General features: G+C 65.2%; 20 protein-coding genes. 7 read left to right on the top strand and 13 right to left on the bottom strand.

Annotated elements, in window-relative coordinates; translation table 11 throughout:
* Positions 1 to 196 precede the first annotated feature (196 nt).
* The 3 genes from ispH to BBA01S_RS44095 all read left to right on the top strand — a co-directional run bounded on the left by ispH (position 197) and on the right by BBA01S_RS44095 (position 4,807).
* On the top strand, positions 197 to 1,141 hold the full coding sequence (gene ispH / locus BBA01S_RS34500; RefSeq protein WP_027820408.1) for a 4-hydroxy-3-methylbut-2-enyl diphosphate reductase: 945 nt from the start codon (positions 197 to 199) through the stop codon (positions 1,139 to 1,141).
* A gap of 11 nt (positions 1,142 to 1,152) precedes the next feature.
* The gene (hpnH, locus tag BBA01S_RS34495; RefSeq protein WP_027820407.1) at positions 1,153 to 2,304 is read left to right on the top strand and encodes an adenosyl-hopene transferase HpnH; all 1,152 of its coding nucleotides are present in this window, start codon (positions 1,153 to 1,155) and stop codon (positions 2,302 to 2,304) included.
* 172 nt (positions 2,305 to 2,476) lie between these two features.
* A complete protein-coding gene (locus tag BBA01S_RS44095) occupies positions 2,477 to 4,807 on the top strand; it encodes an O-linked N-acetylglucosamine transferase family protein (protein WP_084162722.1) in 2,331 nt (776 codons plus the stop codon).
* Between the two features lie 64 nt (positions 4,808 to 4,871).
* Here the strand turns inward: BBA01S_RS44095 and BBA01S_RS34485 are convergent, their stop codons facing one another.
* The 3 genes from BBA01S_RS34485 to BBA01S_RS34475 form a co-directional block, all read right to left on the bottom strand.
* Positions 4,872 to 5,078, bottom strand: a complete 207-nt coding sequence (locus tag BBA01S_RS34485) for a YbdD/YjiX family protein (protein WP_027820406.1) — start codon at positions 5,076 to 5,078, stop codon at positions 4,872 to 4,874.
* 37 nt (positions 5,079 to 5,115) lie between these two features.
* Complete coding sequence (locus BBA01S_RS34480; RefSeq protein ID WP_027820405.1) at positions 5,116 to 7,203, bottom strand: carbon starvation CstA family protein; 2,088 nt, start codon at positions 7,201 to 7,203, stop codon at positions 5,116 to 5,118.
* A 174-nt stretch (positions 7,204 to 7,377) separates the two neighbouring features.
* Positions 7,378 to 8,328 carry a glycerophosphodiester phosphodiesterase family protein gene (locus BBA01S_RS34475; RefSeq protein ID WP_156966183.1) on the bottom strand — a complete coding sequence of 317 codons (951 nt, stop codon included), beginning with the start codon at positions 8,326 to 8,328 and terminating at the stop codon, positions 7,378 to 7,380.
* Between the two features lie 151 nt (positions 8,329 to 8,479).
* Here BBA01S_RS34475 and BBA01S_RS44090 point away from each other — a divergent pair, with 151 nt between their 5' ends.
* Both BBA01S_RS44090 and BBA01S_RS34465 read left to right on the top strand, forming a co-directional pair.
* Positions 8,480 to 9,973, top strand: a complete 1,494-nt coding sequence (locus BBA01S_RS44090; protein WP_042298380.1) for a cache domain-containing protein — start codon at positions 8,480 to 8,482, stop codon at positions 9,971 to 9,973.
* Positions 9,970 to 10,659: a response regulator gene (locus BBA01S_RS34465; RefSeq protein WP_084162721.1), complete on the top strand. Its 690-nt coding sequence runs from the start codon at positions 9,970 to 9,972 to the stop codon at positions 10,657 to 10,659. Before BBA01S_RS44090 ends, BBA01S_RS34465 begins: the two co-directional genes overlap by 4 nt.
* A 100-nt stretch (positions 10,660 to 10,759) precedes the next feature.
* On the opposite strand, the gene BBA01S_RS34460 is transcribed toward BBA01S_RS34465, so the two are convergent.
* Positions 10,760 to 11,368: an MlaC/ttg2D family ABC transporter substrate-binding protein gene (locus BBA01S_RS34460; protein WP_027820402.1), complete on the bottom strand. Its 609-nt coding sequence runs from the start codon at positions 11,366 to 11,368 to the stop codon at positions 10,760 to 10,762.
* Positions 11,369 to 11,576: 208 nt separating this feature from the next.
* Between BBA01S_RS34460 and hpnN the strand changes: the two genes are divergently transcribed.
* Together hpnN and BBA01S_RS34450 are read left to right on the top strand one after the other, a co-directional pair.
* Entirely contained in the window at positions 11,577 to 14,207 is a 2,631-nt protein-coding gene (gene hpnN / locus BBA01S_RS34455; protein ID WP_027820401.1) for a hopanoid transporter HpnN, read from the top strand.
* A complete protein-coding gene (locus BBA01S_RS34450) occupies positions 14,204 to 15,310 on the top strand; it encodes an MlaA family lipoprotein (RefSeq protein WP_027820400.1) in 1,107 nt (368 codons plus the stop codon). The genes hpnN and BBA01S_RS34450 overlap by 4 nt, the downstream gene beginning before the upstream one ends.
* 111 nt (positions 15,311 to 15,421) lie before the next feature.
* Here BBA01S_RS34450 and BBA01S_RS34445 read toward each other — a convergent pair whose 3' ends face one another.
* The 9 genes from BBA01S_RS34445 to BBA01S_RS34405 form a co-directional block, all read right to left on the bottom strand.
* Positions 15,422 to 15,907: an acyl-CoA thioesterase gene (locus BBA01S_RS34445; RefSeq protein ID WP_027820399.1), complete on the bottom strand. Its 486-nt coding sequence runs from the start codon at positions 15,905 to 15,907 to the stop codon at positions 15,422 to 15,424.
* Between the two features lie 550 nt (positions 15,908 to 16,457).
* Positions 16,458 to 17,048 carry a hypothetical protein gene (locus tag BBA01S_RS45375; RefSeq protein ID WP_052392023.1) on the bottom strand — a complete coding sequence of 197 codons (591 nt, stop codon included), beginning with the start codon at positions 17,046 to 17,048 and terminating at the stop codon, positions 16,458 to 16,460.
* Positions 17,049 to 17,311: 263 nt separating this feature from the next.
* Positions 17,312 to 18,022 carry a phosphorylase gene (locus tag BBA01S_RS34435; protein WP_245641677.1) on the bottom strand — a complete coding sequence of 237 codons (711 nt, stop codon included), beginning with the start codon at positions 18,020 to 18,022 and terminating at the stop codon, positions 17,312 to 17,314.
* A gap of 17 nt (positions 18,023 to 18,039) precedes the next feature.
* Complete coding sequence (gene shc / locus BBA01S_RS34430; protein ID WP_027820397.1) at positions 18,040 to 20,085, bottom strand: squalene--hopene cyclase; 2,046 nt, start codon at positions 20,083 to 20,085, stop codon at positions 18,040 to 18,042.
* 15 nt (positions 20,086 to 20,100) lie between these two features.
* On the bottom strand, positions 20,101 to 21,351 hold the full coding sequence (hpnE, locus tag BBA01S_RS34425) for a hydroxysqualene dehydroxylase HpnE (RefSeq protein WP_027820396.1): 1,251 nt from the start codon (positions 21,349 to 21,351) through the stop codon (positions 20,101 to 20,103).
* Positions 21,351 to 22,202: a presqualene diphosphate synthase HpnD gene (gene hpnD, locus BBA01S_RS34420; protein WP_027820395.1), complete on the bottom strand. Its 852-nt coding sequence runs from the start codon at positions 22,200 to 22,202 to the stop codon at positions 21,351 to 21,353. The genes hpnE and hpnD overlap by 1 nt, the downstream gene beginning before the upstream one ends.
* Before the next feature lie 336 nt (positions 22,203 to 22,538).
* Positions 22,539 to 23,495 (bottom strand): sensor domain-containing diguanylate cyclase, encoded by a 957-nt coding sequence (locus BBA01S_RS34415; RefSeq protein WP_027820394.1) that lies wholly within the window; start codon positions 23,493 to 23,495, stop codon positions 22,539 to 22,541.
* Positions 23,492 to 24,115, bottom strand: a complete 624-nt coding sequence (locus tag BBA01S_RS34410; RefSeq protein ID WP_027820393.1) for a chemotaxis protein CheC — start codon at positions 24,113 to 24,115, stop codon at positions 23,492 to 23,494. Before BBA01S_RS34410 ends, BBA01S_RS34415 begins: the two co-directional genes overlap by 4 nt.
* On the bottom strand, positions 24,108 to 24,476 hold the full coding sequence (locus tag BBA01S_RS34405) for a response regulator (RefSeq protein ID WP_027820392.1): 369 nt from the start codon (positions 24,474 to 24,476) through the stop codon (positions 24,108 to 24,110). The genes BBA01S_RS34410 and BBA01S_RS34405 overlap by 8 nt, the downstream gene beginning before the upstream one ends.
* Between the last annotated feature and the right edge of the window lie 479 nt (positions 24,477 to 24,955).

The raw sequence follows: 24,955 nt of genomic DNA, 5'->3' as shown, positions 1-24,955 counted from the left end.
TCGTCGCGTGCGCGCCGCACCTTCTCGTGCGCCACGCAGCAAAGGTGCGGCGATGGGGTTAAAATGCGCGTCTGGTTTTTCCGCCCTCCCCCAGGCGGACGTACGCATTCATTAGCACCTTATTAATATGATCGCCGCGGCGAGCAGGCCTGACAGGGTTTGCACGTAATTCGCGGCAGTCGGAGTTCGCCACCCTATGCGAGTCATCCTTGCCCAACCCCGCGGCTTTTGTGCGGGGGTTGTCCGCGCTATCGAGATTGTCGATCGCGCATTGCAGAAGCACGGCGCGCCGGTCTACGTGCGCCATGAGATCGTCCACAACCGTCACGTGGTCGAGAACCTGCGTAACAAGGGCGCGCGTTTCGTGGAAGAACTCGACGAAGTGCCCGAAGGCGCCGTCGCGATTTTCAGCGCGCACGGCGTTGCCAAGACGGTCGAACGTGCTGCCGAAGAACGCGAACTCGACGTGCTGGACGCCACCTGCCCGCTCGTCACCAAGGTTCACGTGCAAGGCCGCCAGTACGTCGCGGCGGGCCGCACGCTCATCCTGATCGGTCATGCCGGTCACCCCGAAGTCGAAGGCACGATCGGCCAGATTCCCGGCACCGTGCTGCTGGTGCAAAGCGAAGCGGACGTGCAGAAGCTGGATCTGCCGCTCGACGCGCCGCTCGCGTACGTGACGCAGACCACGCTGTCGGTGGACGATACGCGCGGCATTATCGATGCGCTCGTCAAGCGGTTCTCCGACATCGTCGGCCCGGACACGCGCGACATCTGCTACGCGACGCAAAACCGTCAGGCCGCCGTGCGCGATCTGTCGTCGCAAGTGGACGTGCTGCTGGTCGTAGGCGCCACGAACAGCTCGAACTCGAACCGTCTGCGCGAAATCGGCAGCGAATCGGGTCTGCCGAGCTACCTCGTGGCGGACGGCTCGGAAGTGAAGGCCGAGTGGTTCGCAGGCGCGCAGACGGTCGGCATCACTGCCGGTGCGTCGGCGCCTGAAGAAATGGTGGAAAACGTGATCGACGCGCTGCGCGCGTTGGGGCCTGTCGAGGTGTCGACGATGGCGGGCCGTGAAGAAAAAGTCGAATTCAAGCTGCCGTCGAAGCTGTTGCAACCGCTCGTCGCGCGCGAAGTTTAAGGAGGACACTCTTGTCTATTCCGCTGCTCCAAAAAGTCCGCGTTGGCTCCTACATCTTCCGCCAGCATTTCAGCGGCAATAAGCGTTATCCGCTCGCGCTCATGCTCGAGCCGCTGTTCCGCTGCAACCTGGCCTGCAACGGCTGCGGCAAGATCGACTATCCGGATCCCATCCTGAACCAGCGTCTGTCGCTTGAGGAATGCCTCGAAGCCGTGGACGAATGCGGTGCGCCGGTCGTCTCGATCGCCGGTGGCGAGCCGCTGCTGCACAAGGAAATGCCCCAGATCGTCAAGGGCATCATGGCGCGCAAGAAGTTCGTGTATCTCTGCACGAACGCGCTGCTCATGGAAAAGAAGATGGACGACTACCAGCCGAATCCGTACTTCGTCTGGTCGGTTCACCTGGACGGCGACCGCGAAGCGCACGATCACTCGGTGTCGCAGGAAGGCGTCTACGACAAGGCCGTCGCGGCCATCAAGGAAGCCAAGCGTCGCGGCTTCCGCGTGAACATCAACTGCACGCTGTTCAACGACGCGGTGCCCGAGCGCGTGGCGAAGTTCTTCGACACGGTCGGCGAAATCGGCGTGGACGGCATCACGGTGTCGCCGGGCTATGCCTATGAGCGCGCGCCGGATCAGCAGCACTTCCTGAACCGCGACAAGACCAAGAACCTGTTCCGCGAGATCTTCAAGCGCGGCAACAACGGCAAGAAGTGGTCGTTCAGCCAGTCGAGCCTGTTCCTCGACTTCCTGGCGGGCAACCAGACCTACGAATGCACGCCCTGGGGCAACCCGGCGCGTACGGTGTTCGGCTGGCAAAAGCCGTGCTATCTGGTCGGCGAAGGTTATGTGAAGACCTTCAAGGAACTGATGGAAACGACCGACTGGGACAAGTACGGTACGGGCAAGTACGAGAAGTGCGCGGACTGCATGGTTCACTGTGGCTTCGAGGCTACCGCCGTGATGGACACGGTCGCGCACCCGCTCAAGGCACTGAAGGTCGCGCTGAGCGGCCCGAAGACCGAAGGCGCATTCGTGAAGGACATCCCGCTGGATACGCAACGTCCGGCTGAATACGTGTTCTCGCGTCACGTCGAAATCAAGCTCGAAGAGATCAAGAACTCGGCGAAGACGAAGAAGCCGGTGACGGTCGCAGCTAGCTAAGTTTTGCTTCGGCGCTTTCAGGGCGCTGGAAGTTGAGAAGGGCGCAACGGTGCAAGCCGTTGCGCCCTTTGTGTTTTTGTTGCGGCAGATCGCGGCGGCGCAGTGGTGAGAATTTTCAGGATAGCCAGGGATCCAGAATAGACGGCTCCCGACGACACTCCGAACGCTCGCCATGGACTCCACCGATACCCAAACTGAGGCCGCTCCTTCAGCCATCCGGCCAGCCATCGATGCGTTGGCGCTCATCGATCGCGCGCTGGCGTTGCGCGCGCAAGGGCGCATCGACGACACGCGCGCCGCCTTGCGCGAAGCGCTCGCGCTCGATCCCACGCTGGCCGCCGCGCATTTCTATCTGGCCCAGACCTTCGCCGACGACGCAGAGCAAGCCGAACAGCACCTGCGTGTCGCCATCGCGCTCGATCCTGCGCTTGCCGAAGCGCACAACAACCTCGGCAACCTGCTGCGCAGGACACGGCCCGTCGAAGCCCGCGCGCTGCTTGAACGCGCTATCGCCTTGCAGCCGGATTTCATGCACGCGCATTTCAACCTGGGCGCGCTGTTGCTATCGAACGCCCCCCAAAGCGCCGAGGCCGCGCTACGGCGTGCGCTGGCGCTGGATCCCGGGTTCGCACCTGCGTGGAACAGCCTCGGCCTGCTGCTAGGCGCATCGCGCCCCGACGAGGCCGAAGCGGCGCTGCGTCGGGCCATCGCGCTGGATCCGGCGCTTGCGGTCGCGCATTTCAATCTCGGCAACCTGCTGTGCGACTGCGACTGGGAAGCGGCCGCCGCGGCGTTGCGCCAGGCGGTATCGCTCAAGCCCGACTTCGCGCTCGCCTGGAGCAATCTCGCGCACGCACTGTCGAAGCTGCATCCCGCCGAGGCGCAAGCCGCCGCACGTACCGCCATCGCAATCGACCCCACGCTCGCCGACGCGCACTACAACCTGGCGACACTGATCGGCGTGCGCGAGCCGCTGGAAGCGATCGAGGCCCTGCAGCGCGCGGTCGCCTTGCAGCCCGCGCATCACGAAGCCTGGTATCACCTGGGCGGCCTGCTGACGGGCCAGCGTCTGCAAGACGCCGAAGCCGCGTTGCAGCGATCGATCGCCCTCAACCCCGCGTTCCCCGATGCGCACGCCACGCTGGGCAATGCGCTGCTCGACATGGGACGACTCGACGATGCCGTGGCGTCGTACCGCCGCGCGCTCGCCCTTGCTTCCCCTGACGACCGCACGAGTCCCAATGTCTACATCGCGCACGGCGACCTGATCTTCGCGCTGGCTTTTCAGAGCGACGACCCACAGGTGCTGCTCGATGAATGCCGGCGCTTCGCGGCCCGCTTCGAGGCGCCGCTCACCACTGCCGCGACGCCTCACGACAACGACTGCACGCCGCAGCGGCGCTTGCGCATAGGCTATGTATCGCCCGATTTTCGTTCGCATTGCCAGGCGCTTTTCATGCTGCCATTGCTGCGCAATCACGATCACCGGGCATTCGAGATCTTCTGCTATGCGAGCGTCGCGAAACCTGATGCCATCACCCGGCAGTTCATGCCGCTCGCCGATGTCTGGCGCAATGTCCATACGCTCGACGACGCCGCGCTCGCAGACTTGATCCGCTCGGATCGCATCGACATCCTCGTCGATATCACCATGCATATGGCGGGCCACCGGCGCCTGCTGTTCGCGCGCCGCCCCGCGCCGGTGCAGGTCGCGTGGCTCGCCTATCCCGGCACGACGGGCAGTCCGGCGATGGACTACCGGCTCACCGACCCGTGGCTCGATCCCGTCGACGAAACGAACCGCGACGCACTGTACGCCGAACGCTCGATCCGCCTGCCCGATGCGTTCTGGTGCTTCGAGGCGCAGGTCGACGGCATAGCGGTCAATGCGCTGCCCGCAGCCGCATCGGCCGATGCGGCCTTTACGTTCGGATGCCTGAACAACCCGGCCAAGATCAGCGATCATGCACTCCGTCTGTGGAGCGCCGTGCTGGCTCGCGTGCCGCGCGCGCGTCTGCTTCTGCTCGCTCCGGAAGGTGCGCCGCGCGACGCGCTGCTCGCTCGGGCGCAAAAGCAGGGAATCGACCCAGCGCGTGTCTCGTTCGTCGCGCATCAGACGCGGGGCGCGTACCTGGAAACCTGGCGATGCGTCGATCTCGCGCTCGACACGTTCCCCTACAACGGCCACACCACGAGCCTCGACGCCTTCTGGATGGGCGTGCCGGTGGTTACGCGCACGGGGCGTTCAGCGGCAAGTCGCGGCGGCTGGAGCATCGCGGCGAACCTCGGCATGCTCGACCTGGTCGCGCATAGCGACGACGACTTCGTGCGCATCGCCGTCGAGCTGGCAAGCAATCTGCCGCGTCTTGCAGCCATGCGCGCGGGACTGCGCGCGCGTATGGAAGCGTCGCCGCTGATGGATGCGCCGCGTTTCGCCCGCCATATCGAGAACGCCTGGCGACTCATGTGGCGCGAGCACTGCGCCGCACAGGCGACGGTTTGAGCATAAAAAAAGCGCGATGACTTCCGTCATCGCGCCTTCTGTCCTCGGACGAGTGTCTTCGCCCTCAGCAGCACTTCCCCGCGCCCGAGCCATACCGCGCGTTCTGCCGCTCGCGGAAGAACTCCTCGTAGGTCATGACCGGACGGTCGGGATGGGTCGCGCGCATGTGCGCGACGTAGCCGTCGTAGTCCGGCAGGCCGACCATCAGCCGCATGGCCTGGCCGAGATAGCGCCCGGCCGTCTGCACGTTGTCGCGAAGTTCAGAGAACATGGTTCGCTCCGTTGCGTCGATGTCTATGCCGATGCGATCAGTGCGCGCCGTGACGCGCCGCAATCGTCGCGCCAGCCGGCAGCGCTTCGTACGGCGTCTCCTGCACGGTCGGACGCTCCGTGCGGCGAGCGCGTGCAATCGCGATCAGGCCGTACACCACGATGCTCACCACCACGAAGATGAACAGGCCCGACAGCGCCGCGTCCACGTAGTCGTTGAAGATCATGCGCTGCATCTGTTCCGCCGACTTCGCGGGCGCCAGGATCTTGCCCGCATCCAGTGCCGCCTGCAGTTTCTGCGCATGCGCCACGAAGCTCACCTTCGGGTTGCTGTCGAAGATCTTCTGCAGGCCTGCCGTCAGCGTGCAGATCAGCAGCCACAGCGTCGGCAGGGCAGTGACCCACGCGAACTTCTCGCGCTTCATCTTGAACAGCACGACCGTGGCGAGCATCAGCGCGATACCAGCGAGCATCTGGTTCGAGATGCCGAAGAGCGGCCACAGCGTGTTGATGCCGCCGAGCGGATCGACCACGCCCTGATACAGGAAGTAGCCCCACGCCGCCACGCACAGCGCCGTGGCGATCAGGTTCGCGGGCAGCGATTCCGTGCGCTTGAGCGCGGGGTGGAACGTGCCCAGCAGATCCTGCAGCATGAAGCGGCCCGCGCGCGTGCCTGCATCGACAGCGGTCAGGATGAAGAGCGCTTCGAACAGGATCGCGAAGTGATACCAGAACGCCATCATCGCTTCGCCGCCGATCACCTGGTGCAGGATCTGCGCCATGCCGACCGCCAGTGTCGGAGCGCCACCAGCGCGCGCGACGATGGTGGTCTCGCCCACGGCGTGAGCCGTCTGCGTGAGCATGTCCGGCGTGAGCACGAAGCCCCACTGGCCGACCGTGTGCGCAACCGCATCCGGCGACGTGCCGAGCACCGCGAGCGGCGCGTTCATCGCGAAGTACACGCCCGGCTCGATCACCGAAGCAGCCACCAGCGCCATGATCGCGACGAACGATTCCATCAGCATCGCGCCGTAACCGATGAAGCGCGCGTTGGTTTCGTTATCGAGCAGTTTGGGCGTGGTGCCCGACGAGATCAGCGCATGGAAGCCCGAGACCGAACCGCACGCGATCGTGATGAAGAGGAACGGGAACAGGTTGCCCGACCACACCGGCCCCGTGCCGTCGATGAACTTCGTGAACGCCGGCATCTTGAGTTCCGGCGCGACGATCAGAATGCCGATCGCGAGCGCGAGGATCGTGCCGATCTTCAGGAACGTCGACAGGTAGTCGCGCGGCGCGAGCAGCAGCCACACCGGCAGCACCGAGGCGACAAAACCGTAGCCAATCAGGATCCACGTGAGCTGGGTGCCCGTGAACGTGAACCATGCGGCCAGCGTCGGCGAATCGTGCACGTGCTGGCCGAAGGCGATCGACGCCATCAGCAGCACGAAGCCGATGATCGAAATTTCGCCGATCTTGCCGGGGCGGATATAGCGCACGTAGAGGCCCATGAAGATCGCAATGGGAATCGTCGCGGCCACGGTGAACGTGCCCCACGGCGAGTTCGTCAGCGCCTTCACCACGATCAGCGCGAGCACCGCGAGAATGATGATCATGATGAGGAAAGTGCCGAACAGCGCGATCACGCCCGGAATCGGCCCGAGTTCCATCTTCACGAGATCGCCCAGCGAGCGGCCGTCGCGACGCGTGGACAGGAACAGGACGACGAAGTCCTGCACCGCCCCCGCGAACACCACGCCCGCGAGAATCCACAGCATGCCGGGCATGTAGCCCATCTGCGCAGCCAGCACCGGGCCGACCAGCGGGCCCGCGCCCGCGATCGCCGCGAAGTGGTGGCCAAACAGCACGTACTTGTTGGTGGGCACGTAGTCGAGCCCGTCGTTGTGGCGCACGGCCGGCGTCATGCGCAGGCCGTCGAGTTGCAGCACCGTCGACGCAATGAAGCGCGAGTAGAAGCGGTAAGCGATCAGATAAACGCAGACCGCGCAAATCACGATCCACAGTGCGGAAATGCGTTCGCCGTGCGCGAGCGCGATGGTGCCGAACGCGAACGCGCCAAGCAGCGCGACTAGCGTCCAGACGACAAAACTGGAAGTCCGACTCATTGCGTCTCCTGTTTGATTTTTTTAATGGGTGGTCTTTGTTGCCGCGTTCTTCATACTAGACAAAGAAACGGCGCAACGTGGCGCACAGTATTCGCTTTCAACGCGCGGCCCACAACCGGACAACTACGTAAGGCGCCTACGTAGTATTACGTAGCCTGTCGCGTGATTTCGCATTTATGGGCAGCGCCAGCCTGCTTTGCGCAGCGCATCGCGCACCGGCGTCATCTGGCGCGGCGAATCGGCCAGCACGGCATCCACGCCCGCGCATGCGGCCGCTTTGTAGTCCGCCGCATTGTTCACGCCAATCGCGACGATCTGCACACCGGCGTTCGTTCGAAAACACTGCACGGCTTGCGGCGACCAGAGTTGTGCATCGGCGACGGTGGAGTGCGCTTCGCCCAGCGTGAAACGCTCGGTCAGTTCGATCGGGCGACGCCATTCGAAGGCTGCCCAGGCGTTGGCTGGCGGCGGCGCTTCGCACGTATGCGCGAGCGCGACGCTTGCGAGACGTCCCCGCGTCGCATCGCGCGATTCAAAGACACGCGCGCGCGGCCACCCAGCAAAAGCCTGCTGATAGGCCGCTTCGGTCGAGTAGAGCAGCACGCGATTCCATGCACCGGCGTCATCGAGCACGCGCGCCACGGCTGCGGCCTGCGGCGCTGCGGGCAGCGCTTTCATATCGAGTATCACGGGGATATCGGCGGGAATCGCGGCTAGTGCCTCAGCAAGCGTCGGAATGCCCACCGGCGTCTGCCGGTACGGCCACGCGTCTTGCGACCTGAACTGCCAGCCCGCGTTGACGTGTGCAAGTTCTGCTGCGGTCTTTGCGGCGACTGGCCCTTGCGCATCGGTTAGCGCAGCGAGATCCGTGGGCCGATAAAGCACCGGCACGCCGTCTCGACTCAACTGGACGGTGAGCCAGATTGCGTCGGCGCGATTCGCCAGCGCTGAGCGAATCGCAACAAGCGTGTTCTCCGGCGCGTCGCCCGTGCCTGCGCGATGCGCGATCACGAGCGGCATCGTTTGTGCAACGCGCGTCGATGCAGGGCCGCCAGCGCACGCAGCAAGCAACAGCGCCATCGCGATAGCAGAAGCCGGCACGCGCAAAGTCATCGTTCGAATCATGTTCCACTCATAGGGAAACGCGCCTTTACGGCAAACGCGAAATCGTTGTGCACGCATCTATCTCGCGAGACCCAGGACAGCAAACGGGAAATGGCACCATCCCCGCGAGCGCGCCCGGTTATGCTTGCACACTCTGCTCCCGAACGTCGCCATGCCCGCCCCATTTTTCTTCAACGACCGCCTGAAGACAAAAATCTTCCTGCTCGCGGTCGTGCCGTTTCTCGCGGCCATCGCCAGCATCGGCATTGGCGTGCGGCAGCAGGCCACCGCGCTCGCCCGCACGCAGCACGCCACCATGCAGGCCGCCTATCTGTCGAGCAAGGAAATCGAGCTGCGCCATTACGTCGAACTCGCCACCAGCGCGATCGAGCCGCTCTACGCGCCCAATGCCGCCACAACTAGCGCCACGACCAGCGCCGCGCCTGCCGACGATGCCGCCCGCCAGCGCGCCGCGCTCGCCGTGCTGCAAAAGATGGACTTCGGCCCCGACGGCTATTTCTTCGTCTACGACATGCATGGCCGCTCGCTGATGCATCCGCGCGAGCCCAGTCTGGTCGGCCAGGATCTGTGGAACCTGCGCGATCCGCAAGGCTCGCTCACGATCCAGCAACTCGTCAGCGCAGCGCAGCACGGCGGCGGCTACGTGCGCTACATGTGGCACCGGCCCTCGACGGGCAAGCTCGCGCCCAAGCTCGGCTATGTGGTCGCGCTGCCGCGCTGGGGCTGGATGGTCGGCACGGGGATCTATCTCGACGATGTCGATTCGACGCTCGCCCATATCGACGAGCGCGCCTCGGCGAATATCGAGCGCACGCTGCAATGGCTCGGCGTGATCGCGCTCGCGGGCGTGGGGGTGTTCGCGCTCGGCGCGCTGGTGCTCAACGTGAGCGAGTACCGCAGCACCGACGCCAAGCTCAAGCGCCTCGCGCAGCAGGTCGTCGAATCGCAGGAGCAGGAGCGCGCACGCCTGTCGCGCGAGTTGCACGACGGCATCAGCCAGATGCTGGTTTCGGCGAAACTGCTGCTCGAATCGGCGCTCGCGCGTTTCGAGCGCGGCGAGACGCGCGTGAGCGCCGCCGAGGCGTCGCTGTCCACCGGGCTCACGCGCCTGTCCGACACGTTGCGCGAAGTGCGCCGCATCTCGCACGCGCTGCGCCCGGCGATGCTCGACGATCTGGGTCTGGCTGCCGCGCTGGAGCAGCTCACGCGCGAACTCGCCGAAGAATCGTCGATGGAAATCGGCTTCACGCAGGCAGGCGAGGGCGGCGCGAACCTGAGCGCGTCGGCCGCGCCGTTGCCCGACGCCGTCAACACGGCGCTGTTCCGCATCGCGCAGGAAGCGCTCACCAACATCGTGAAGCACGCCCATGCGCGCCGCGCGGCGCTCACCCTCGATATCGCGCAGGATGGCGTGACGCTCGCCATCGCCGACAACGGCTGCGGCTTCGACGTCGCGCTCGCGCAGGCCGATCCGCGCGCGGGCACGGGGCTGCGCAACATGCGCGAGCGCCTGGAACCGCTGGGCGGCCGTCTGACCATCCATTCAAAACCGGGGCATACGGTGCTGACCGCGTGGGCGCCGATCCGGGCGAACAACGCCCGCAACGAACACGACGCAACGAAGAAGCACACAGAGACACCATGAACGAACCAGCCAAAGAGCCAGCGAAGGAGCCAACGAATGAGCCCGCGAAAGCGCAGGCGGCGAAGGCCGCGCGCCTCGTGCTCGTCGACGATCACCCGCTCGTGCGCGACGGCTTGCGCGCGCGGCTCGAAGCCGTGCCGGGCCTCGAAGTCGCCGGGGAAGCCGGCAACGCCGATGAAGCCATTGCGCTCGCCGCCGCGCTCGAACCCGATCTCGCGCTGATGGACGTCGGCATGGCCGGCATCAATGGCATCGCGCTCGCGGGGATTTTTCACGAACGCTTTCCGGCAATCCGCGTGCTGATGCTGTCGATGCACGACAACGTCGAATACGTCACCCAGGCGCTGCGTGCGGGCGCGAGCGGTTACGTGCTCAAGGATTCGCCGGGCGCGGAAATCGTGCGCGCGATCGAGGCGGTGCTGGCCGGGCAGACGTTTTTCAGCGCGGGGCTGGGCGCGCGCATGATCCAGGCGTCGCTCAAGGAAACGCCGATCGAGCGCCTGACGCCGCGCGAGCGCGACATCCTGGATGCGCTCGCCGAAGGTCTATCGAGCAAACAGATCGCGCAGCGCGCTGGGCTGTCGGTGCGCACGGTCGAGACACATCGGCTCAATCTCAAGCGCAAGCTCGATATCGACGGTCAGGCGGAATTGATCAAGTTTGCGGTGGAGAACCGCCGGAAGTAAGCAAGCAGGTCAACTCGCCAAAACACACACGGCGCGTCTCTTTCGAGCACGCGCCGTGCGAAAACTTCCTGAACGCCTAAGCTGTTCTAACGATGCGGGATCAGCTGCGAGCGTTGTGATCGATGAGGAACTTGATGAGACCGTCGATGCCGCCCTTGGCGATCTGGTCGGCGAACTGGGTCTGATAGACCTGGATCAGCCATGCACCCATCATGTTGATGTCATAGATCTTCCAGCCGTTGCCGGAACGCTCAAGACGATAGTCGATGGCGTCGTCGCCGCCGTTGCTCAGCACATGCGACTGCACGACGGTGTCCTTCGCGGCCGCGCCCGTGTTCGACGGTGCGAACTTGAAGTTGACCTGGGTGTCACGCAGTTGCGCGAGCGACGACGCATAGGTCTTCACGAGCAGGAGTTGAAATTGCTCATACAACTTTTGCTGCTGGTCGGGCGTAGCCGTCGTCCAGGCCTTGCCGATGGCGATACGCGTGGTGCGCTGGAAGTCGGTAGCGGGCACGAAATGGGTCTCGACCACCTTGGTGATCTGGGCCATGTCGCCGCCGCGAGCTTGCGGATCGGCCTGCATCGCCTTCACGGTGCCTTCCACGGCGGCCTTGACGACGGCGTCCGGCGACGACTGGGCAAAAGCGGCGCCCGACACGCCCGACAGGAAGGCGGCGGCGATAAATGCGGTCAGATAACGTTTCATACGCGTTTTTTGGAGCAGTGAATTACGGATGCCGGTGGGATGGGGCAAGGTTGCGGCACACACCACGCTGCGATCCCGCCCCGGCTGACCCAGTATAACGGCTTTACCGCCTGCGCTCGTGTGCGCAAGCCACGCCTCCTTGGGCCAGGCCGGTATACTTGAGCGCTTCACATCAAGAATAGTTAAACGACAAGGCCCCCTCGCCTTTATGCTGAAGCCATTCATCATCCACCTCGTCGCCTGGTCTGTGCGCCGCGCGGCGTGGGTCATCACACTCGCGCTCGTGCTCGCCGTCCTCGGCGGCGTGTACGTTGCGAAGCATTTCAAGATCAACACGGACATCAGCGGCCTCGTCGAGAACAACGCCGAATGGGCCGCGCTCGGCGAAGCCAAGGATCGTGCGTTCCCGCAGCGCAGCGGCTCGCTGCTGGTGGTGGTCGAAGCACAGGTGCCCGAACTCGCGGACGCCGCCGCCGACAAGCTCGCCGGCGCCCTCATGCAGGACAAGAACGAATTCAGCGCCGTCACGCAGCCCGCGGGCGGCCCGTTCTTCGAGCACAACGGCCTGCTGTTCCCGTCGACGCCAACCGTGCTGTCCACCACCGGCCAGCTCGTGCAGGCGCGCCCGCTGATCAACCAGCTCGCGAAGGATCCTAGCCTCGCGGGCCTCGCGGGCACGCTCACGACCACGCTGCAATTGCCGCTCACGATCGGTCAGGTCAAGCTGCCGCAAATGGCAAGCCTGCTCGGCAGCGCGGCCGATACCGTCGATCAGGTGCTCGCGGGCAAGCCCGCCGCGTTCTCGTGGCGCGCGCTGGTGGACAAGGACGCCGCAACCAGGCCCGCGTTCGCGTTCGTCACCGTTCAGCCGGTGCTGAATTTCGCCGCACTCAAGGCGGGCGCGAGCGCCTCGCAGGCGATCCGCGACACCGCCGCGTCGCTGCACCTCGACACCGAATACGGCGCGCGCGTGCGCCTGACCGGCGAACAGCCGCTCGCCGACGACGAATTCGCCTCGGTGCAGGACGGCGCCGCGCTCAACGGCGCGATCACGGCCATCGTCGTGCTCCTGATCCTGTGGCTCGCGCTGCGCTCGGGCCGCCTGATCGGCGCGGTGCTCATCACGCTGGTGGTGGGCCTGATCGCCACGGCGGCGCTGGGTCTGGCCATGATCGGCTCGCTCAACATGCTGTCGGTGGCCTTCATGGTGCTGTTCGTGGGGCTCGGCGTGGACTTCGGCGTGCAGTTCGGCGTGAAGTATCGCGAGGAGCGCTTTCAGGACGACCGGCTCGACGTCGCGCTCCTCAAGACCGCGCGGCTGATCGGCGTGCCGCTCACGCTCGCGGCGATTGCCGTGGCGGAAAGCTTCTTCTCGTTCCTGCCGACCGCCTACAAGGGGCTGTCCGAACTCGGCCAGATTGCGGGCGTGGGCATGTTCGTCGCGTACATCCTGAACATGACGCTGCTGCCTGCGCTCATCAGCGTGTTCAAGCCGAAGGGCGAGCGCGCTTCGCCGGGTTTCGCGTTTCTCGCGCCGGTGGACAAGTGGCTCGCCGAACACCGCAAGCCGGTGCTGATCGGCACGCTGATCGTGGTGGTGGGCGCGTCGCCGCTGCTGTATTTCCTGCGCTTCGACTTCAATCCGCTGCACCTGAAGGATCCGCATACAGAGTCGATGGCGACGCTGATCGCGCTGAAGAATTCGCCTGTCATTTCGATCAACGACGTGAGCGTGCTCGCGCCCACGCTTGCAGACGCCGACAAGATCGCCGCAAAGCTGTCGAAGCTGCCCGAAGTCGGGCGCGCGACCACGCTCAGCTCGCTGATCCCGACCGACCAGCAGCAAAAGCTCATGCTGATCGCGAGCGCCTCGCAGCAGCTGATGCCCGCGCTCACGCAACAGCCTTCGTCGCCGGTCACGGACGCGGTGCGCGTCGACACGCTCAAGCGCGCCGCCAATCAGCTCGCGCTCGCGGCGGGCGACCATCCGGGCCCGGGCGCCGCCGAGGCCAAACATCTGTCGGATGGCCTCATGAAGCTTGCGGCCGCCAGCCCGGCCGTGCGCGACAAGGCCGAAACCGCCTTCAGCCAGCCGCTCAAGCTCGCCTTCGCGCAGCTCGAACGCCTGCTGCAGCCGTCGGAAATCACGCGCGAGAACCTGCCGCCGGCGATGGTCGGCGACTGGGTGTCGTCGGTCACGGGCCAGGCGATCGTCGATGTCGCGCCGCGCGTGCCCGCGGGCGTCGATCCGAACGACGACGTCATGCTCGCGCGCTTCTCGCACGCCGTGAAGGCGGCGGAGCCAGGCGCAATCGGCGGCCCGATCTCGATCCTGCATTCGGCCAACGTCATCATCCTCGCGTTCCTGCAGGCGGCGGGCTGGTCGGTGCTGCTCATCACGGCGCTGCTGTGGATCACGCTGCGCCATTTCGGCGACGTGCTGCGCACGCTGATTCCTCTGCTGGTATCGGCGCTCGTGACACTTGAGTTGTGCGTTGTGTTCGGTATCCAACTCAATTTCGCCAACATCATCGCGCTTCCCCTGATGCTGGGTGTCGGCGTCGCGTTCAAAATCTATTTCGTGATGGCATGGCGCGCGGGGCAGACCGGCCTCCTGCATTCGAGCCTCACACATGCGGTGCTGTTCTCGGCCGCAACCACCGCCACGGCGTTCGGCAGCCTGTGGCTTTCGCACCATCCGGGCACGTCGAGCATGGGCAAGCTGCTCGCGCTGTCCTTGTTATGTACGCTGATTGGCGCCGTGGTGTTCCAGCCGGTGCTGATGGGCAAGCCGCGCGCGAAGCGCGCACGATCGCAAATGCAGGGGATCGATCAATGAAGAAGAAACAAGCCGCGCTCACCATGGCGGCGGCGAGCCTGGCGCTCCTCGTGACGTCAGGTTGCGCAACCGGTCCTGACCGCAAGCCGGGCGACCCGTTCGAGCCGGCCAACCGGGCGATCTTTACGTTCAACGACGCGCTCGACACCCATATCGCGCAGCCGATCGCGAAGGGTTACCAGAAAGTCACGCCGCAGCCGATGCGCCAGGCGATTTCCAACTTCTTCTCGAATCTCGGCGACATCAGCAACTTCGCCAACGATCTGTTGCAGTTGAAGATCACCGACGCGACCGAAGACCTGATGCGTCTCGCGATGAACACGACCTTCGGCCTGGGCGGCCTGATCGACTTCGCGACGCCTGCGGGCCTGCCGAAGCACCATCAGGACTTCGGCCTGACGATGGGCCACTACGGCGTGCCGGCGGGCCCCTATCTCGTGCTGCCGGTGTTCGGGCCGAGTTCGATTCGCGACGGCATCGGCATGGGTGTGGACGTGAAGTTCAACCTGCTCAACTACATCGAGCCGGCCGTGCGCAATCCGATGTATATCGCGCAGTTCGTCAGCACGCGCGCAGACCTGCTGGGCGCGACCGACCTGCTGCAACAGGCGGCGCTCGACAAGTATTCGTTCGTGCGCGACGCGTACCGCCAGCAGCGTCAGTCGATGATCCGCGGCTCGCAGAGCAACAACGCGCCGCTGCCGGATTACGGCGATCCAGGCGCAACGGATGACAACGGCGGCGGGGCGGGTACGACGAACAAGTCGAACAACGGGCTGCCGAATTATGAGGATCCGGGCGCGCCGAGCGATTCGGGTGCCGCTGGCGGGGCCGGCTCGGGCAAGGCGAATGACAACGGCCTGCCGAACTACGAAGATCCGGGCGAGGGCAGTGCAGCGACGCCTGCCGCCGGTGCGGCGGGCGCCGGGGCCGGGGCTGCTGCGGCAGCGGGCACGGCGGGTATCGCTGCGGGTGCAGCGGCGTCTGCGCCGGTTCCTGCTTCGGCGGCCAAGGCGGCTTCTGGGGCGGTTGCGGCGAAAGCGGCTTCGGCACCAGCGCCCGCTTCGGCTGCGGCTCCTGCCGTTCCGGCATCGGCGCCTTAAGCGCGATTTGATCGGCTCGCCTGCTGAGGTGGGCGACGCGTAGATGCGAAAAACCCGGCAAGGTCATCGACCTTGCCGGGTTTTTTATCGTTCAGCGCAACGAGGCGCGACTCAATGCACCGCTTCGTCTTCCGGCTGCTCAGCACGAGTGGCCTGGTTCGCCGCGGCCATTGCCGTCGCGTCCGCTGCCGTCTGCACGGTCTGGCGGTAACGCTCGTAGGCTTCCTCGGCGTAACGGATGCGCTCGCGGCCATGGGGAGCCGGCTTGCCGTCGGCGCCCATGTTCACGAACACCATCTTCTCGATCGTCAGGATGCTCTTGCGCGTGACCTTGTTGCGGACTTCGCAGCGCAGCGTGATCGACGTGCGGCCGAAGTCGGTCGCCGTAATACCCAGTTCGATGATGTCGCCCTGGCGCGCTGAACTCACGAAGTTCACTTCGGAGATCAGCTTCGTCACCACGCGCTGATTGTCGAGCTGGCAGATTGCGTAGATGGCCGCTTCTTCGTCGATCCAGCGCAGCAGGCTGCCGCCGAACAAGGTGCCATTAGGGTTGAGGTCTTCCGGCTTGACCCACTTGCGGGTATGAAAATTCATGTCTGGTACTCCCATGCTTGATCCGCCCCCAGACCTTATGGATTCAGACCTAGGGTTAACGCTGAGATAGTACCAGAGATAGGGGTTTTCCCTAGGATTTCAATATTCCGATCAGATCGAGACCCAAAAATCACAGGGTGTGATTTTTTGCTCGCCCCGGATACGGCGGTTCCTGGCTTGGGGAAACGTGGGGGAATTTTAAGTTGTGTACAGTTGCGAAACGAAACTTCTCCCACACCGACCGCAAAGCCTTGTCGGGCGGCCTCGGAAAGCGCGGACTGGATTATCCACAGATTTTGTTCACAAAGCTGTGGATAAAATCACAGCGACCGTTTATCCTCTGGGCCAAGTGGATCTGACGAGGTTTCGCAAGTTTTGACCTGCGGGACGTCCACCACACCGCCTGAGAGATCAGGTTCCGGCCGTGCCGGTTCCACCTGGTTGTTGGTAACGATGACCAGGCAAGCGTACTCGAGATTTATTGGGGCTCCTTCGGGAGCCCCGCCCATTTCAGGTAGCGAAATCTTCGCGACCTGCCTCGATTGCCGGTCTACGCGCTATCGGGATGACGTATGGCATCACCACGCAAGGTCTTGGCCGCAATGATCTTGAATCGCATCTTGCTCTTGCGATTCTTCGGCATACCAGGCGACGGTTTTCCCGCACCGCGTTCGTATGCGCTCTCGATCACCATGCGTAGCGTGCCAGCCGCGTCCCCCTTGCGCATACGAAAGTAGATGCTGTACTGCACCTCTTTTCCCTCATCGTCGATAACGCGCACGACCAGCCAGTTCGCGTGTTTTCCGAAGTAGCAGACCTCATCGTTCAAGCTCGCTATGACCGCAGGCAATTGCTTCGACCAGCGATAGCGGTCAAGGCAAAAGGCTCGCTCTTGACGTTGATGGTCGATCATCCGGCGGGAATGCCCGAGCACTTCGAAATCAAGTGGCTCGTCTTTAGACCTGGCGCCGACGTTGACGCAGTGGGAAAGGTACTCAACATGCATCGTGATCTTACGCGCGGGGAATCCTCCATTTCCGTCGATGTTGATTTCGACATTCGCAGCAAGCAGGTGGCTCAGATCGTAGAGCTGTCCCTGCACAACGATATGCCCCTGTCTCAGATAGTCTTGCCACCGCATTTTGTTTTTCTATGAAAGTGGGCGATACACCGCCAAGCCATTGGAAACTGCGTGTACCGCAGTGAGCTTGTGAGCGTATCCGACAGGTCGCGCGGGGCGTTAGATGGCACTGCTGACGAATGCGCCCTATGCGCCATCGAGTTGACGCATGTCAGCAGACTTCCGAGATACGGAAACTAGCGTTGCCGCAAGAGAGATATCGAAAACGGGAAGAATAGCGCGCGCGGTCGCGCGTATCTCCCCGTCACGCGCCAGAAGAACACTCAGCGAGGAAAAAACGCGCCAGAAGCCGTCAGCACGCGCCGCGCGCCGGTCAGCGCCTTGCGCGCCGCCCCAGCATCCGCCGCCACGCGCAGCAGGCCGCCCAGTTGCAGCGGGTCACGCGCCAGTTCGCGCAGGATCGGCAGCACCGCCGTCGATCCATCATCGCGCAGCCCCGCCATCGCAGCCTTCGGCAAGCTGCGCCACGCCGGGTCGACCACCGCGCGGCACACCGCGAACGGCAACCCGCGCGCGGCCGCCGCAGCGGCTGCCAGATGCGATTCCATATCGACGGCCAGCGCACCGCCGCTCGACTGATGCAGCGCGGCTTTGTCCGCCGCACCCGTGAGCGGCGCGGCCACGGCCGCTTCCACGCCGCGACGCGTCTGCGCAGCCATCGGCGAGGCCAGCAGCGCCGCCGCCATACGGTCGCTCCACGCCTTGTCACAAACGACGCCGCCGAACGGCCCCTCGACAGCCTCTGCGATCACCAGCGTGCCCGGCTCCAGATCGGGCCCCAGCCCGCCCGCCGTGCCGAAGCTGATCACGCCCGCCGCACCCCGATCCAGCGCCGCCGTCAACGCGCGCTCAAGCAGATCGGCGCGCGCGGCATAGACCGCTTCGATACCGTCGCGTCCCTTGCCCGCCGCGATACTCGCCTCGAACGCCATGCCGGTCACGGCGATCACGGGCAGCCCGCCACGGGTTTGCATCGATGCCACGGCCGCCATCACAGACCGACCTTCACGAGCGTCGTGCCTTCGCGCTTCAGGTTGCGGTAGCGCGCGAGCGCCCACAGCGGGAAGAACTTGCGATAGCCGTGATAGCGCAGATAGAACACGCGCGGGAAGCCCGTTGCCGTGAAGCGCGTTTCGTCCCACAGGCCGTGTTCGCGCTGCGTCTCCTGGAGCCACGCGATGCCGCGCGCGACCGCCGGATGGTTCACTTCGCCCACGGCCATCAGGCCGAGCAGCGCCCACGCGGTCTGCGAGGCCGTGCTCGCCGCGCGTTCGTAGCCGCGATAGTCGAGCTTGTAGCTGGTGCCGTCTTCGCCCCAGCCGCCGTCGTCGTTCTGGATCGCGATGAGCCACTGCGCCGCACGCCGCATGCGTGCGTCGTGGTGCTCCAGGCCCGCCGCGTTGAGCGCGCACAGCGCCGTCCACGTGCCGTAGATGTAGTTCATGCCCCAGCGGCCGTACCAGCTGCCATCGGCTTCCTGCTCGGCGAGGATGTAGTTGTAGGCGCGTCGCGCGGGTTCGCTGGTGGCGGGCGTTTCGCCCAGTTGGGCGAGCATCGACAGGCAGCGGCCCGAGACATCGGCGGTCGGCGGATCGAGCAGCGCGCCGTGATCCGAGAACGGAATGTTGTTCAGGTACTCGTGCGTGTTTTCCGGCTCGAACGCGCCCCAGCCGCCGTTGCTGCTCTGCATGCCGACGACCCATTCGCGCGCACGCGCCATCGGCTCGTCGAAGTTACGGGTCTTATCGAGCTTGTCCACGCGCTCCATCGCGGCCACGACCACGGCCGTGTCGTCCACGTCCGGGTAGTGCGGGTTCGCGTACTGGAAGGCCCAGCCGCCCGGGCGCACGTCAGGACGGCGCGAGATCCAGTCGCCGCGCACGTCGAGAATCTGCAGCGGCAGCAGCCATTCGAGGCCGCGACGCGCCGCCTCGCGCGCGCGCGCGTCGCCGGTTTCGATCAGCGCATGCGCCGCCAGCGACGTATCCCAGATCGGCGACAGGCAGGGCTGCACGTAGGCTTCGTCGGCGTGGATCGTGACGAGCTTTTCGACCGACTGGCGCGCGATTGCACGGTGCGGGTGGTCGGCCGGATAGCCGAGCACGTCGTACATCATCACGGCGTTCGCCATGGCCGGGAAAATCGCGCCCAGACCATCTTCGCCGTTCAGGCGCTCATCGACGAACGCCACGGCGGCGTCGATCGCGCGCTGGCGCAGGTAGGACGGGAAGAGGGGATCGGCCACGCGCAGCACGCCGTCGATGGCGCGGAAGAAACCGAACCAGCCGGGGCTTTGATGCGGTGCGCGCTCGTTCAGCCCGGTGCTCACGGGCGCGCTGCGGAACAGTTCGTCGATGCGCACGCCGCGCGGGTTCTTCGCGACCGGGCGCTTCGCGTTCAGCACGAGCAGCGGCACGATCACGGTGCGCGCCCAGTACGACACCTTCGAGAGATGGAAGGGGAACCACTTGGGCAGCAGCATGATCTCGACGGGCATCATCGGCACGGCGTACCAGGTCACCACGCCGAACAGCGCCAGCAGGATGCGCGTGAAGACGTTGGCCTTTTCCGCGCCGCCCGCCGCCAGGATCGCTTCGCGCGCGCGCACCATGTGCTCCGCGTCCTCGGCGTCGCCGATCATCTTCAGCGCGAAGTACGCCTTGATGCTCGCGCTCACGTCCATGTCGCCGTCGGTGAAGAGCGGCCAGCCGCCGCCCGGCAGCTGGATGCGGCGCAGGTAACGCGCGATCTTGCCTTCGAGTTCGAGGTTCGCTTGCTCGCCGAGGTAGTGAACCAGCAGCACGTATTCGGCGGGAATCGTCGCGTCGGCTTCGAGTTCGTAGACCCAGTGGCCGTCGGCGCGCTGGTCGGCGAGGATCGCCTCGGTCGCGCGGGCGACGGCGGCGTCCAGACCCGCGGCGAGGCCGGCATCATGCGCCAGCTCGGCGGCGGACACGGGCGCGCTTTCAGGCGCGGGCGCGGCGGCGCGCGCGTGTGCGGGGTCGTCGGCCGGCATGGCCTGGGAAAGATCGTTCATCGGTACATCCTGGTGTCAAGACAGGAGCAGATCCGCGGCCGTGCGGCCCGAGCGGATTGCGCCTTCGATCGACGCGGGCAGACCGGTAGCCGTCCAGTCGCCCGCGAGCGTCAAATTGTTCCAGCGGGTGCGCGCCGACGAGCGGCGCAGTTCCTCTTGCGGCGTGGCGGCAAAGACCGCCTGCGCATCGCTTGCGATCTGCCACGCGGGCAGCGGCTCGACGGGCAGCGACGCGGCGGCCGCCACGTCGGCCCAGACGCGCCGCGCAAGTTCGTCGCTCGCGAGGCGCAGCAGTGAACCGGCGTCGTGAATCGTCGCGCTCAGTCGGCCGGCTGTCGCATTGAGCCAGCCCGCCGTGCCGTTGACGAGCACCATCGGCGTGGCCAGTCCGGGCGGCGGCTCGACCGCGTAATGCAGCGTGATGATCGCCGTGTGTTGCTGCGGCGCCTGGAGTTCCGGCACGAGCGAAGCGGCAGCGGCGGACGGCACCGCCAGCACAACGGCTTCGTCGGCGCCCAGCAGCACACGGCCACTGTCGAAATCGAGCGACACCGCGCGGCGCGCTGCATCGTCGTACGCAATCCCCCGCAGCGGCGAATCGAGACGGATCGCCGCGCCGCCATGCTGCAGCATGCGTAGCGCCGGATCGATGAACGCGCTCGACAGGCCGTTGCGCGCCGTCAGCGGGCGGAATGCCTCGCCGCCGATCGACAGCGCCTCGCGCAGCATCGCGCCCGCCAGTTCCGCACTGGCTTCGTGCGGCTCGATATTGAGCGCGCAGAGGTAGAGCGGGCGCAGCAGCCGCTCCCAGAGCGGCCCCACGCACGGCATGGTCTGCGCAACCGTGCGGCCAGGCTTGGCGAACAGAAGCGGCAGCACGTTCAGGTAATCGAGCAGGCGCGTATCGGGCACGCGCGCGTTGGCATCGGCGATCCACCACGGCAGGCGCGAGCGCGAAAAACGCACGCTCCAGCGCGAGCGCGCCGCCAGGTCCATGAACGCGAAACCGGGTTCGTCGGGGCCGCTGAACGCGTCGGCGGCGCCGATGGCACGCGCATAGTCGAGCGTCTCGCCATGGCCCGACAGCACCACGTGGTTGCCGGTATCGAGCGTGGCCGCCAGCGTGCGGTCATAGTACGAACGGCATCGTCCACCTGCCTGCCCGGCGGCTTCGTGCAGTGCGATCTGCACTCCACGCCGCTGCAACCGGACGGCCGCCGCGAGACCCGCGAGCCCCGCGCCGATCACGTGGACGAGCCGGGGCATCAGAACAGCGCGTAGCGCGCCACGATCCACATGAGTCGTGCGCGCGGTTTGGCGACTTTCGTGCGCGGCAGGTCGAAGCCGCGATCCACGGTGCGCTCCAGCAGCACGCGGTAGACGCCCGACATGATGCGCGGCGCCTTGACCTGCACGCGCGGCGTGCGATCCATGATCGCGTCGGCTTCGGCGAAATGCTTGAGCGCGCGCTCCACCAGCGTCGCGCACACGCGCGGCAGGGAAGGGTCGGCGGCGATCTGGTGCGGCGTCGTCGCAGCAATGCCTTCGCGCGCTAGCAACTCGCGCGGCAGGTAGCAGCGGTTGATGTCCGCGTCTTCGTCGATGTCGCGCAGGATGTTAGTCAGTTGCAGCGCGCGCCCGAGGTGATGCGAGAGCAGGCGGCCAGGCTCGTCGTCCATCCCGAAAATTCTCACCGACAGGCGGCCCGCCGCGCTTGCGACGCGGTCGCAGTACAGGTCGAGCGTGTCCTCGTCGGGTGCGCAGATGTCTTCGGCGGCGTCCATGGCCATGCCGTCGATCATCGCGTGGAAATCCTCGCGCTTCAGGCCGAAGGTATGGATGTGACGCGTGAGCGCGGCAAGCGAGGCGCGCGGGGTGCCGGCATAGCACGCGTCGATGTCGGCGCGCCATTGGTCGAGCCCCGCCGCACGCTCGGCGCGCGGCAGGTCGCTGTCCGCGATGTCGTCGACAGCGCGGCAAAAGGCGTAGACCTGATACATGGCGTCGCGCTGCGCCGCAGGCAGGATCCGCATTGCCAGATAAAACGAGCTGCCCGACGAAGCGGCGGCGGCATCGGTCTGAAGTGTATCGTCCACGACGAGGTTGGAAACGGCCAAGACGATCTCCGCTGGGGGGCGCCCTCGACGGGGCGTTACAGATATTCGGGCCCGCATGTCGCGGGTCGCCCGCGCGCGCGGACACGCGCGAGGCACCGGCCCTGTCGGAACGCCGTTCAGGGTCCGAGGCCGGAAACGGGCAAAAGTATATCAACCTTTGCCTGCTGCCGCAGTCGAGGGCTTTCAGGAAACCTGCAGGAAATAGGGGCAGGGACTGACAGAATGCACCGTCAGTCCGTGATTTCGCGCATTGCACGCGAATACTTCCCCCAACATCGCCCAACTTCGCCGATTAGCACAGCAATCGCCCCCAGAACAGGCATCCCCGTCGAGGAGCTAATTCAGCTCGTGCAGCAGCACCACCGAGCGGTTGCGGCCCTGGCGCTTGGCGCTGTAGAGCGCGGCGTCGGCCTCGTTGATCATGACCTCGTAATCGTTCGAGCCCGGCCGCGCCGAAGCCGCGCCCACGCTCGCCGTCACGGCCACGATATCGCCCTGCACATCGACAGGCGTATCGCCGATCGTATGGCGGATCTTTTCGGCCACGTGCATCGCGTCGTCTAGCGGCGTACACGGCAGCAGCAGTGCGAATTCCTCGCCGCCGAACCGGCCGAAGATGTCTTCCTTGCGCACCACACCCGCCACGCGCTGCGCCATCGTGCGCAGCACCGTATCGCCGGCGACGTGGCCAAACTCGTCGTTGATCTTCTTGAAGTGGTCGAGATCGAACAGCAGCACCGACATCTCGCCGCCATAACGCTGCCAGCGCGAGAATTCCTCGGCCAGCCGCGTTTCGAAATAACGCCGATTGCCGATGCCGGTCAGGCCGTCGCGGTCGGCGTATTCGCGCAGCTTGGCGACGGCTTCTTCGCGCTCGCGCTGCATCACGCTCACGTGCGTCACGTCGGTGATCGTCACGCAGACGGCGATCACTTCGCGCTCGCGCATGAGCGGCATGAAGGTGCAGTCCTGCTGCATGTAATCGACGCCGCCCGTGATGGGCCGGTCGTGATCGAAGCGGAACAGGTAAGGGCGCTGCTCCCACGAGCTGAACGCGAAGCTGCCGAGCTGGAACACGCTTTCGACCTTGCGGGCGAGCCAGGCGCGCGGCAGTTCGGGAAAGCGCTCGAAAACCGGGCGGCCGATCACATCTTCAGCCGCCACGCCGCTGTGGTCCTGCATGAAGCGGTTCCACATCAGCACGTTCATCTCGCGGTCGAGCACGAAGATGCCGAAGCCGACACGCTCCGCAACGAGGTCAGAGAGCGAGGGCGATGAAGCAGGGGTAGTCATAGGCTATGGAGCATGGCGTCAATGGCGCGGCTCACATGATAAATCGACTCCTCGGCCATCAGCATGACGAGATGCGCGCGAAAGCGCTGGTCTTCCAGCGCGAAATTGACCTCGACGAGCAGCGCCAGGTCCCAGGCGAGCAGCCCGGGCTGGAACACTTCGTCGAGCGTGACGGCTTCGCCGAGCAGCCCCGGCTGCGAAAACACCGGCAGCCGCCCAAGCTGGTCGAGCATCGACGACACGCACGCGCCGGTCAGCACGTTCGCCACGTCGAAAATCAGTTCCTGCTCCGTGAGCGCGTCCCACGCCGATTCCGCGAACGGGCCGCCCACCAGCGCGCCCAGCTCGCCGATCTCGCCGCTGCGGCAGATCACCAGCGCCTCGCCCTTGATCTCGGAGCGAAAGCCCTGGCGCACCGCCGTGACCGGGCCGTCGATGCCCGTCATCTCGCGCAACGCCTGGGCCGCCTCGCGCACCGCGACCACGCGCACGCGCGGCACCGACAGTTCGATGAACGCGTTGAGCAAGCCAGACAGCCGCGTGGCCGCCTGTCCCATGCCGAGATTGGCGATCTCTTGCAGGGCGTCGCGCTGCAGTTCCGTGAACACTCGATCAGGCATACAACCCGTACTCCTTCAGGATGGGTAGCAGCGCTTCCTGGGTGACCGGCTTCGGCACAAACGCCATCGCGCCAAGCGCCAGCGCGCGCTCCTGGGCGCGCGGCTGGACATCGGCGGAAACGACGATCACGAAGGTGTTCAAGTCCTCGTGCTGGAGCGCTTCGAGAACCTGGAAGCCCGTCATGTCGGGCATCGTGAGGTCGAGAAACATGACCGGTGCACGCCCGGCGCGATAGTGCGCCAGCGCTTCTTTACCGTTCGACGCGTAGGAAATCTCGACGTCCCAGTCCTCGGGGAGCGCCTTCGTGAGCACCTTGCGGGCCAGCAGCGAATCGTCGGCGATCACGATGGGTAAGGACATGGATATGCGAATTGAGTGTGCGTTGGACGGAATGCGTTAAGACGGATTAACGGCGGCGCGCGCAAAACCTTTAGGGCATGCGCGCGTTTTTATGCGTAAGGCCTGAAATCGTCCGCGTATCGGCCGCTCGGCGCGGCTCGACCGACGGCGGCGGCAAAGGCCGCCAGCGTCCGGACGGCGCGGGAAACGTGCGGTAAACATCACCCATTTTCTGGAGTGTTATTTATCGTGTTCGCGATTCTCGAAGCAAACGGAAACAAATGCAACTCGACGATAATCATTCAGCGAACGAAAACGACTTATTTTCACCGCTTTCGGGAAATAATCGATCGTTCCCTTTATTAAAGTCCGACGAATATCCTTTTGTGTACGTTTGCGCTACATGGATTTTCGCGCAATCGACTCATCTGGCGGAAAAATCGCCTTACTTCGTGCGTGCCAGTTGTCGTGGGCACAATTGCATGCGATCGGCATGATCG

Origin of the sequence: Paraburkholderia bannensis NBRC 103871, from assembly GCF_000685015.1 — a bacterium.
Taxonomy (GTDB): domain Bacteria; phylum Pseudomonadota; class Gammaproteobacteria; order Burkholderiales; family Burkholderiaceae; genus Paraburkholderia; species Paraburkholderia bannensis.
Note: the sequence above shows the minus strand (reverse complement) of the source record. Positions and strands in the feature narration are given on the sequence as shown.

Coding starts and splice junctions, on each gene's coding strand:
- ispH (WP_027820408.1), top strand. CDS start 197: ATGCGAGTCATCCTTGCCCAACCCCGCGGCTTTTGTGCGGGGGTTGTC.
- BBA01S_RS44095 (WP_084162722.1), top strand. CDS start 2,477: ATGGACTCCACCGATACCCAAACTGAGGCCGCTCCTTCAGCCATCCGG.
- BBA01S_RS34485 (WP_027820406.1), bottom strand. CDS start 5,078: ATGTTCTCTGAACTTCGCGACAACGTGCAGACGGCCGGGCGCTATCTC.
- BBA01S_RS34480 (WP_027820405.1), bottom strand. CDS start 7,203: ATGAGTCGGACTTCCAGTTTTGTCGTCTGGACGCTAGTCGCGCTGCTT.
- BBA01S_RS34475 (WP_156966183.1), bottom strand. CDS start 8,328: ATGATTCGAACGATGACTTTGCGCGTGCCGGCTTCTGCTATCGCGATG.
- BBA01S_RS44090 (WP_042298380.1), top strand. CDS start 8,480: ATGCCCGCCCCATTTTTCTTCAACGACCGCCTGAAGACAAAAATCTTC.
- BBA01S_RS34465 (WP_084162721.1), top strand. CDS start 9,970: ATGAACGAACCAGCCAAAGAGCCAGCGAAGGAGCCAACGAATGAGCCC.
- BBA01S_RS34460 (WP_027820402.1), bottom strand. CDS start 11,368: ATGAAACGTTATCTGACCGCATTTATCGCCGCCGCCTTCCTGTCGGGC.
- hpnN (WP_027820401.1), top strand. CDS start 11,577: ATGCTGAAGCCATTCATCATCCACCTCGTCGCCTGGTCTGTGCGCCGC.
- BBA01S_RS34450 (WP_027820400.1), top strand. CDS start 14,204: ATGAAGAAGAAACAAGCCGCGCTCACCATGGCGGCGGCGAGCCTGGCG.
- BBA01S_RS34445 (WP_027820399.1), bottom strand. CDS start 15,907: ATGAATTTTCATACCCGCAAGTGGGTCAAGCCGGAAGACCTCAACCCT.
- BBA01S_RS45375 (WP_052392023.1), bottom strand. CDS start 17,048: ATGCGGTGGCAAGACTATCTGAGACAGGGGCATATCGTTGTGCAGGGA.
- BBA01S_RS34435 (WP_245641677.1), bottom strand. CDS start 18,022: ATGCAAACCCGTGGCGGGCTGCCCGTGATCGCCGTGACCGGCATGGCG.
- shc (WP_027820397.1), bottom strand. CDS start 20,085: ATGAACGATCTTTCCCAGGCCATGCCGGCCGACGACCCCGCACACGCG.
- hpnE (WP_027820396.1), bottom strand. CDS start 21,351: ATGCCCCGGCTCGTCCACGTGATCGGCGCGGGGCTCGCGGGTCTCGCG.
- BBA01S_RS34415 (WP_027820394.1), bottom strand. CDS start 23,495: ATGACTACCCCTGCTTCATCGCCCTCGCTCTCTGACCTCGTTGCGGAG.
- BBA01S_RS34410 (WP_027820393.1), bottom strand. CDS start 24,115: ATGCCTGATCGAGTGTTCACGGAACTGCAGCGCGACGCCCTGCAAGAG.
- BBA01S_RS34405 (WP_027820392.1), bottom strand. CDS start 24,476: ATGTCCTTACCCATCGTGATCGCCGACGATTCGCTGCTGGCCCGCAAG.